Genomic DNA, 8,021 nt, shown 5'->3' with positions numbered 1-8,021 from the left:
TGGAAAGAAGGGCTCAAGACGCGCCATCTGCGCATCTGTCAGCCAGAAAAGATCAGACATGTTCACCGCTTTTTGCAACCGTGAAACACGCCCCGCAGCGGAAATCAATGGGTCCTGAGCCTAGGGGGCCAAGACACGGCTACCAGATTTTGGCGCGAACTGCGTTTTGATCGTAAGCGCCCTCGGGGCCGGTTATGGCGGAACCAAAAGTTCTTCCGCGCATTACTAGTAAGAATGCGCGGCATGCTACTGATAATGTTGCGGCAACTCTCCGAGAAAACGCGGGATTGATCCCGAGCTCTCGGCTCAGCTCTGCGATCATTGTATTGCTGCCTGGACAGTGTGCGTCCCCTCTCGGGATCATGCTTCGCATAACCCTGTCGGGCAGCGGTACGTGGCGCTCCCGTGACGAACCTGTCCATGGTGCTCCCTTCCATTCATGAGAAAGGATCACACCATCAAACCTTGGGATTAAACAATTAGCGCGTAAGTGGCGGGCGCCGCATGCGTGCGATTTCACGCTCACCGAAGCAGCAAGGTGACGCCTTCATTTGACACTTCGCCATCATCCCGACACGCCCCATAGCGCACGATTGACTGAGTGCTTTAATCAGGTATTGCGGTCCGTGGCTTTACGTGTTTTCTAAGGATGCAAATCGGGTCCCCAGCCACTTGCCAGGTCAGCCCCCTTACTAATTAAGGAGCATGACATGGGGACAATATCTGCTCGCCTGTTTGCATTGATACTGATGCTGGCCGCACCTGCGGTCGCCGCGCAAGAGACCGATGCGACCGGCAAGGTTGCTATCGAGCTAAATACAGTGTCGGAAGGGGAGGGGAACTGTACCCTCACCTTTCTAGTTACCAACGGTCATGCTGTTGATATTGAACAACTTGTCTATGAGACAGTGCTGTTTGATGCGGCAGGTCACGTAAACCGGTTGACCCTGTTCGACTTTGGCGCGTTACCGATGGGTAGCCCCCGCGTGCGACAGTTTGCGGTGCCCGAATTGACCTGTGATGGATTAGGTCGGGTATTGTTCAACGGCCTGCATACCTGTGCGGCTGACGGTCTGGCGCAAGGCGTCTGTGGCGACAGTTTGCGGCCGTCAAGCCGGGTCAAGATCGAGGTACTGGGTTGATGCTGGATATGGCGATAGCGCAGATGGTGGCCGTGTTCGAATTGGGCGGTCCCGTTGTCATGGTGTTGATTGTCGTGTCGATCGTGACATTGGCCGTGGTTCTGTACAAGCTGTGGCAGTTTTCGGTTGCGCATGTTGGGCAGCACACGGCGTTGCGCACAGCTGTGACCGCGTGGGATGCGGGAGATCGAGCGGGTGCGCGGACAGCGCTTGAGCAGTCAAAAAGCTATCTGGCCCCCGTGGTCGCGGCAGCATTCGACGGTCGTGAAAGGGACCGATTGCTGGCCATGGCTGAAGAACGGTTCACGCAGCTGGAGCGTGGGTTTCGGTACCTGGATTCCGTGGCACAACTGGCGCCTCTCTTGGGCCTCTTTGGCACTGTTCTAGGCATGATCGCGGCCTTTCAGTCCTTGCAGGCCGCCGGTGCGCAGGTGGATCCGTCGATCCTGGCCGGGGGGATCTGGGTGGCGCTTTTGACCACTGCCGTGGGGCTGATCGTGGCGATGCCCACCGCGCTGTTACTGGCGTGGTTCGAAGGTAGGATGGACGCGGAACGGGTTGTGGCCGACACCTTCGTTCTGACTGCATTGTCCCCGGACAACGTGAGCGAAACGCCTGCGACAGACCCTGAATCGGTGCCCGCCCATGCCTAGGGTTCGGCACGCGCGGCGGCGGTTGTCAATGACATCGCTGATCGACGTGATCTTTCTACTTCTTCTGTTCTTCATGCTCACATCGACCTTTTCAAAGTTTGCCGAGGTCGAGTTGGCTGCCGGTGGAGCAGGGCAGGCGGCGGCCCCTGATAGCATGCCGCCCCTGTTTTTGCAGGTCGGAGAAGAGATGCTTGCGCTGAACGGTGAGTCCGTTGAGATCGACTCGCTTGAAGCGTCATTGCGCGACAGCATACCCGAGGCCGAGACCCGGCCTGTGATCGTGAGCTTGCGCGACGGGGTGACATCTCAGCGGTTGACCGACCTGTTGGTCATCTTGCGCACGGTGCCCGGGTTGCGTGTATCCGTGCTGGGGAATGCGTGATGCGGGCGCGCGGCCCAAGATCCAGGCGAGAGCCGACCATTGCCCTGATCAACATCGTTTTTCTGATGCTTGTGTTTTTCATGGTCGCAGGCACCTTGTCACCACCTTTGGACAAGGATCTGGCATTGGTCAGCACCGGTGATCTTGAGGGGAGGCCGCCGCCGGACGCGCTGGTGATCCACGCGGACGGGACCCTGAGTTACCGGGGTGCAGATCAACCGGACGCCGCAACTTATGTTGCAGAGCTGGATACTGAGGTGCGGGCCGAAGTGCGGATTGTGCCGGACCGCGACCTGCCCGCTATTCAGCTGGTGGCCTTGGGCCGCGACTTGCGCCGTGCGGGAGCTGGCACAGTGATCATTGTGACCGAACGAGGGCTTGAATGACTGTTGTATCGCGTCCTGCGGCGATATTTGCCTTGCTGGTGGCCGTCGTCCTGCATGCGGGCGGGTTGATGCGTCTGGACCTGATCCAACCCGTCGAGATGGAGGGTGGGCAGGCAGGTGCGACCGAAGCGTCCCTTGGCAACTCCTTTGCCGATCTTGCGCAGGGCACGCTGACCGGGGTCGAAACCACCGATGTCACGGAACCCGTGAAAATCGAGGAAACATCCGAACCGATAAAGCCCGACGATCGCACGGCCGAGACCGCCCCGCCGGAGGAAACGCAGGCCGTCGAGACGGAGAACCACAGCAACACGCAGCAACCGTCTCCACCGAAGGTGACGCCCGGCCAGATAACCAAAGACCAGACGAAAGCTAGCGCGTTGCTGGCTTTGACGAATACAGAGCGGGTGCCACAAGCGACACTTCGCGCGCGTCCGTCTGTATCCACACCGCGGACGCAGCCCGAAACCCTGACAGCAAAAGAGCCCGACCAGGTCGACCTGACCCAATCGCTACGTCCCAAAGTCCGCAGCCGCGCCTTTGAGGTGCGAAACAAACCGGATGATCCACCGCCAGCGCCGCAGCTAACCACACGCACAGCAAGCCGGACCCCTGATGCCCCGACACCTCGGGGCGATCAGGCAAAGACCAACACGCGGGCAGGTGAGGCAGACGGGACGGCGGCCATTACTGCACGGCAGGCCACCGGAACGGTCGGATCCACGCAGACTGGCAACGCGGCGGCATCGAATTATCCGGGCAAAGTGATGCGCCAGCTGCAACGCGCGCGCCACCCGCGTGTCGGTGATCGTGGGGTGGCAACTATCAGCTTTCGTATCGCATCGAACGGTGGGTTGAGCGCAGTGTCTGTTGCGCGCGGTTCGGGGTCGAACGATCTGGACCGCGCCGCGATGCAGGTGATCCAGCGGGCAGCGCCGTTTCCAGCCCCACCAGCGGGAGCACAGCGTTCGTTCAGCATTCAGATTAAGGGACGATAAAGTCAGTCGCCACTGCAAGAGTGACCGGCCTGGGCGAACCTTGGTTTCCTGATCAGCGCGGTGCTGTCCGGTTCAATACATCGCGGTGTTCAGTGTGATGGATACTGGCAAGTCCGCTTCGACCTGCGCACTGCCGCGCGCGAGCAACCAGCCGTCTTCGCGTTCCAGACGCGCAACAATCTGTAGGGTTGGCGAAACGATCGAGCTTGCAGGCAAAGCCAGGGAAAACGCGATCTTCCGTGATCTGCCGTCGCTTTTGACGCGCGTTTTCACCTTGCTGAGTATCTCTTTATCCTGAATGGACGGATCCTCGAGATAGACCTCAATTTTGCCTTCCGGGATAACCTTGCCACCTCTGAATATAAGTGCTCCGTGCATATTTCCTGATTGAGACCACACTGCTCCGGGAACCATGGCCACTGTTGATCCGAGCACTAAAAGAAAGGAGCGGCGATTGATCCGGGGTTGCATTGCGACATTTCCCTAATCGTTATTCTCACATGCAGTTCAATCGCACGGAAGAGTGGCTGGAACCGGGAGAAGCACATTGAAGGCGCCCCTCCCGTGGAGAACGTCAGACGACAATGAAATCGTCTGCCGACAGGTCCAGATTTTTACGCAGTTGGGCAAACTGGATTGCATCACCTTCACCAGAGCCATCGGCATCATAAGACAACGTGCCATTGTCGGTGTTGTAGATGATGCGGTCATCGCTATCACGGGCAACACCCATCGCACTGCTGTGAAATGCACCGAATGAGAGTGCACCATCATCGCCCAAATTCTGGAAGATGAGGTTGTCCAGAAGGATCAGATCCTCATTGACGTCGAAATCCCTGATCTGGTCAATGTTGCCGTCCCCAAGTTCTGTCGAAAAACGGAAAGAATCCTCTCCCATTCCGCCAATGAGTGTGTCGGCCTCCAGCCCACCATCCAGCAGGTCGCTGCCTCGGCCTCCGCGTAGCACATCAGCACCAGCCTCGCCTGGTTCTGCAGGCGCAGGCGGGAAGTCCACGGAGACGTTGAGCGTATATGTCGAACCCTCTGGCACGGCTTCTGCCCAGCCGTCGCCCGGCACATCCTCTGACCAGCTGCCTTCCAGGATGTAGTAAGTGCCGGTTTCTTCAATCGTGAAAACCGTACTCGAATCGCGACTGGTGGTCGAGCCGGGGTCGCCGCCGCCATCATCATTCTCGGCGATGATTTGGCCATTGCTATCCAGGAGCCGAACCCAGCTGTCATGGACGTCTGGGTCAGCTATGCCATCAATGTCGATTGAAATTACTGTACCAGCCACCAGCTCGATCTTGTAGTAGCCCCCTTGGCCGTTTCCGGTCGCGTCGACCGTCGTGTGAAGGACAGTTGTCGAGTCGAATATGTTGGGGTCTTCGGCCAGAGAGAAGTTGTCCGAAACATCGAATGCCGTCGCGAGCGAATTGTTCGTCGCATTCGGTCCAAGCGTGGCATAGCCAGTCCCCATTCCCGGTGTTGGCGGCGTATCACCCTGATAAGCGAAATCGCCCAGCACGATGTCATCACCATCGCCACCACCCAGCGTGTCATCGCCCCCCTGCCCAGTCAGGACATTGGAGGCTTCATTGCCTTGCAGTCGATCATTCAAGCCTGAGCCGGAGAGGTTTTCGATTGAGACATAGGTGTCACCTTCGGATTTGTCGCGACGCAGATTGAGCCTGACCCCGCTGGTCGCATCGGAGTAGTCCGCCGTATCACTGCCAGCGCCGCCATCCAGCAGATCGTCGCCGCTCCCACCCGTCAGCGTGTCATCTCCTGCGCCGGCGGAGAGATCGTTCATCTGATCATCGCCAATCAGCCAGTCATCGTGAAATGAGCCTTGCACATTTTCGAAGCCGACGAGGATGTCGTGCTTGATTGTTGTACCGCGACCCACGATTTGCACGGGCCCATCCGCATCTCCGCCCGTGGCCGTGCCGTTGACAAGATCCACCGTTACGCCACTTGAGCTGCCCCTGTAGACGACCGTATCGATACCTTCGCCGCCATCAAGATAGTCCTGACCGGCACCACCGATAATCATGTCGTCGCCACCTTCTCCGTACAGGATGTCGCCGTCGTTGCCGCCGTCCAAGGTATCATTGCCGTCGCGACCGTTGAAAACGTCACCTCCGCCCTGACCCCAGAAATGATTGGCTGCCGATGTCCCGATAAATCGGTCGATACGGTCATCGGACCCGATCAGATTCTCGATGTCAAAGAAAGTGTCGCCGGACGCGGTACCACCGCTGGCAACGTTCGTTTCAAGATTGACCAGCAGCTGGAACGGGCTTTCCTGACTATAGTCGACGGTGTCATCGCCATCACCGCCCCTGAACACATCGATGCCGGCCTGCCCGCTCATCATATCGTCGCCGCCACCGCCATCCAGAAGATCGTCACCCTGACCGCCAAAGATGGTGTCGTCGCCGTCGCCTCCGTAAAGCGCGTCATTGCCGTCGTCGCTCTCTGTCTGATCCTCTAGGTCAGCAACATCAATCGTGTTGTTGATGTCGCGGCTGGCAAGAGAATCCCGGCCACCGATGAGGATGTCATCGCCACCCAGACCAAAGATCGTATTGTCCCCTGCGCCTCCATCGATGGTTTCATCCGTCTCGTCCCCGATCATGATGCTGGTCAACGTGTTGTCGCCAGAACTCGGTGTTGTCTCGCCTTCATTCTCCGCCGGCTCGACGGTGGAGCCATCGACATAGATGATGTTTTCGACATTGGCGATGTCACCTACGTCGAGGTCGCGGGACATCACGATGACCGTATCGTTGCCGCCATCTACCTCTTCGCGCACGATGTCATCCGCAGAATCAACAAAGTAAGTGTCGTCGCCACCTTTCCCTGCCATCCGGTCAGCACCACCACGGCCATCCAGAACGTTGTCGCCGTCATTGCCGATCAGAACGTCGTCATGGCTGCTGCCGATACCGTTCTCGATATAGTACTCAGTCTGATCTGCGTTATGTCCGTCAAAGATAGATACGTTGTTATTGTGGCCATTTACGCTGGAGAACTGTCCGGCGCGCAAATCAAGGATCGTGCCCGCGGTGGACCCGGAAAAATCAACAGTATCCGTGCCCCCCGTATCATGGATGACAAAACCGATATCCTTGAGCATGCCGGAAGAGGCCAGCTCGTAACCATACTTCGAACTGTTGAAGCCGTAGGTATCGTCGTCTGTATTGAGGTTGATCGTCTGATAGGTGCGCACGCCGTCGTCGTCGACAGTGGAGAAATAGCTGCGGATGACCGCTTCGATATCTGCCATAAGCGGCGTTGACGCCGACCAGCGGGTATCTTCGCCGACATCAATCCCGTCGAAGTATGACATGACGCTGTATTGCTGACGGTCATAGATCCAGGTCGCATTGTTTAGATAGTTGATCTGCACGCCACCGGGACCACTGTAGTTATAAAGGCCGGGATGGTTCAGCCCGAACTCGTGACCTAATTCGTGAATGTAGCTATCGAACACGTAGCCGCCTACATCAGTCAGGTTAGGCTCAGTGTCATGGAAACGCTGACCAACGCTGATGTAACGGTCGCTGGAAAAGGCGCTGCCATCGCTTTGCTCGCCCAATTCAGGGCTAACAATCTGCATCCAGTCCGTGTCTTCATCGTATGGTGTGTCGTCGACGATTTCGAACCGAAAAGGGGAGACAGAAGCCCACATTTCAAGGGCGCCGATTACGGATGCTTTATAGTCGGGATGGTTGTTCAGCTCTTGAACATTAATCCTGAGTGGCTCCGAGGCGATCTCGGGCGTCAAGCTACGGTCCAACGCTCCGAGATAGTCGAGGTAGGCTTCGTAATCGTCACTCTTTCCATAAGTGGCGTCCGGCGTCTGGTCGTTCACCCACCACGGGTCGCTCGCATTGTCGGTATCGGATTGCGCATTGCTCGAAGTGTTAGAATCCTGGGAATCTTCTTCGAGAGCAGCCGGACGAGGCTGCGACTCTTCAACAGCTGCGACTCCTTCTAAGTTGGCTTGAAATCCAGTCTTTTGAAATCCTATCTTTTCAAAAGAAGCCACTGTCTTGGGGCCATACCCCAGTTCACAAATCATGCACATGTTCAGACCACCTTTTTTAGCGATGCGGGAGTTGTAGATTCAAGCCGCCGGACAGAATGAGTTACGTTCGGATACTTGATCGTCGGGATGATTGTTCAGCTCTTGGACGTGTTCCTCGATGCCATCTCTGACATCGGACTACGGTCCAGTACTCCGGCGTAGTCGGCGAATGCCTCACAGTCTTCGCCTTTCTCAAAGGGATTGTCCGGCGTCTGATCGTTAATCCACCATTGGTCATTCGTTTGGCTTGGATATGGCATCTGTAGATACTCCCTATCGGACAACCGTAGGCTGTTACGGCTGTTCAGGTTTGACAAAGCCAAGTGTCATCTGGCTTTGCGTGTGCTGAGTTCGAAGAAAAAAA

Annotated in this window: 7 protein-coding genes; 5 read left to right on the top strand and 2 right to left on the bottom strand. The window is 57.2% G+C overall.

Annotated features, from left to right (window positions below; translation table 11 throughout):
- The first annotated feature begins 710 nt into the window (after positions 1-710).
- From Q1A75_RS11445 to Q1A75_RS11425, 5 genes are read left to right on the top strand one after another with little or no spacing between them, the layout of a single operon-like run.
- The gene (locus Q1A75_RS11445; RefSeq protein ID WP_299550611.1) at positions 711-1,142 is read left to right on the top strand and encodes a hypothetical protein; all 432 of its coding nucleotides are present in this window, start codon (positions 711-713) and stop codon (positions 1,140-1,142) included.
- The gene (locus tag Q1A75_RS11440; RefSeq protein ID WP_299550613.1) at positions 1,142-1,795 is read left to right on the top strand and encodes a MotA/TolQ/ExbB proton channel family protein; all 654 of its coding nucleotides are present in this window, start codon (positions 1,142-1,144) and stop codon (positions 1,793-1,795) included. Before Q1A75_RS11445 ends, Q1A75_RS11440 begins: the two co-directional genes overlap by 1 nt.
- Before the next feature lie 28 nt (positions 1,796-1,823).
- Complete coding sequence (locus tag Q1A75_RS11435) at positions 1,824-2,177, top strand: biopolymer transporter ExbD (protein ID WP_299550615.1); 354 nt, start codon at positions 1,824-1,826, stop codon at positions 2,175-2,177.
- Positions 2,177-2,563: a biopolymer transporter ExbD gene (locus Q1A75_RS11430; RefSeq protein WP_299550617.1), complete on the top strand. Its 387-nt coding sequence runs from the start codon at positions 2,177-2,179 to the stop codon at positions 2,561-2,563. Before Q1A75_RS11435 ends, Q1A75_RS11430 begins: the two co-directional genes overlap by 1 nt.
- Positions 2,560-3,561 carry a TonB family protein gene (locus Q1A75_RS11425; protein WP_299550618.1) on the top strand — a complete coding sequence of 334 codons (1,002 nt, stop codon included), beginning with the start codon at positions 2,560-2,562 and terminating at the stop codon, positions 3,559-3,561. The genes Q1A75_RS11430 and Q1A75_RS11425 overlap by 4 nt, the downstream gene beginning before the upstream one ends.
- 72 nt (positions 3,562-3,633) lie before the next feature.
- Here the strand turns inward: Q1A75_RS11425 and Q1A75_RS11420 are convergent, their stop codons facing one another.
- Positions 3,634-4,032 (bottom strand): hypothetical protein, encoded by a 399-nt coding sequence (locus tag Q1A75_RS11420; protein ID WP_299550620.1) that lies wholly within the window; start codon positions 4,030-4,032, stop codon positions 3,634-3,636.
- A gap of 103 nt (positions 4,033-4,135) precedes the next feature.
- Positions 4,136-7,441, bottom strand: a complete 3,306-nt coding sequence (locus Q1A75_RS11415) for a M10 family metallopeptidase C-terminal domain-containing protein (protein ID WP_299550622.1) — start codon at positions 7,439-7,441, stop codon at positions 4,136-4,138.
- Positions 7,442-8,021: the final 580 nt, after the last annotated feature.

It is taken from the genome of uncultured Tateyamaria sp. (assembly GCF_947504105.1).
In the GTDB taxonomy this organism is placed as follows: Bacteria; Pseudomonadota; Alphaproteobacteria; order Rhodobacterales; family Rhodobacteraceae; genus Tateyamaria.
Note: the sequence above shows the minus strand (reverse complement) of the source record. Positions and strands in the feature narration are given on the sequence as shown.

Coding starts and splice junctions, on each gene's coding strand:
- Q1A75_RS11445 (WP_299550611.1), top strand. CDS start 711: ATGGGGACAATATCTGCTCGCCTGTTTGCATTGATACTGATGCTGGCC.
- Q1A75_RS11440 (WP_299550613.1), top strand. CDS start 1,142: ATGCTGGATATGGCGATAGCGCAGATGGTGGCCGTGTTCGAATTGGGC.
- Q1A75_RS11435 (WP_299550615.1), top strand. CDS start 1,824: ATGACATCGCTGATCGACGTGATCTTTCTACTTCTTCTGTTCTTCATG.
- Q1A75_RS11430 (WP_299550617.1), top strand. CDS start 2,177: ATGCGGGCGCGCGGCCCAAGATCCAGGCGAGAGCCGACCATTGCCCTG.
- Q1A75_RS11425 (WP_299550618.1), top strand. CDS start 2,560: ATGACTGTTGTATCGCGTCCTGCGGCGATATTTGCCTTGCTGGTGGCC.
- Q1A75_RS11420 (WP_299550620.1), bottom strand. CDS start 4,032: ATGCAACCCCGGATCAATCGCCGCTCCTTTCTTTTAGTGCTCGGATCA.